The sequence below is a fragment of the Bacillus sp. X1(2014) genome (genome assembly GCF_007678255.1).
The window spans coordinates 1-290 of record NZ_VEED01000074.1; the positions used below are offsets into that span (position 1 = coordinate 1).

1 tRNA gene is annotated in these 290 nt (G+C 41.4%); it reads left to right on the forward strand.

Annotated elements, in window-relative coordinates:
• The first annotated feature begins 3 nt into the window (after nt 1-3).
• Nucleotides 4-79, forward strand: a tRNA-Ala gene (locus tag FS608_RS29830).
• Nucleotides 80-290 lie beyond the last annotated feature (211 nt).

The window sequence follows — 290 nt, forward strand, 5'->3', positions numbered from 1 at the left end:
TACGGGGTCTTAGCTCAGCTGGGAGAGCGCCTGCTTTGCACGCAGGAGGTCAGGGGTTCGATCCCCCTAGACTCCACCAAAAAAATCAATTAAGATATTGACACAGCATTAACACTCTGTTAATATTGAAAAGTCGCACAAGCGACAAAGACATTGTTCTTTGAAAACTAAACAAACAAGACGTGTAACAAACAATAAATTTTAGTTTCAAAAATGAAACTAAGCCAACGTAACAAATGAGCTAATCAACTTTCTTGGAGAGTTTGATCCTGGCTCAGGACGAACGCTGG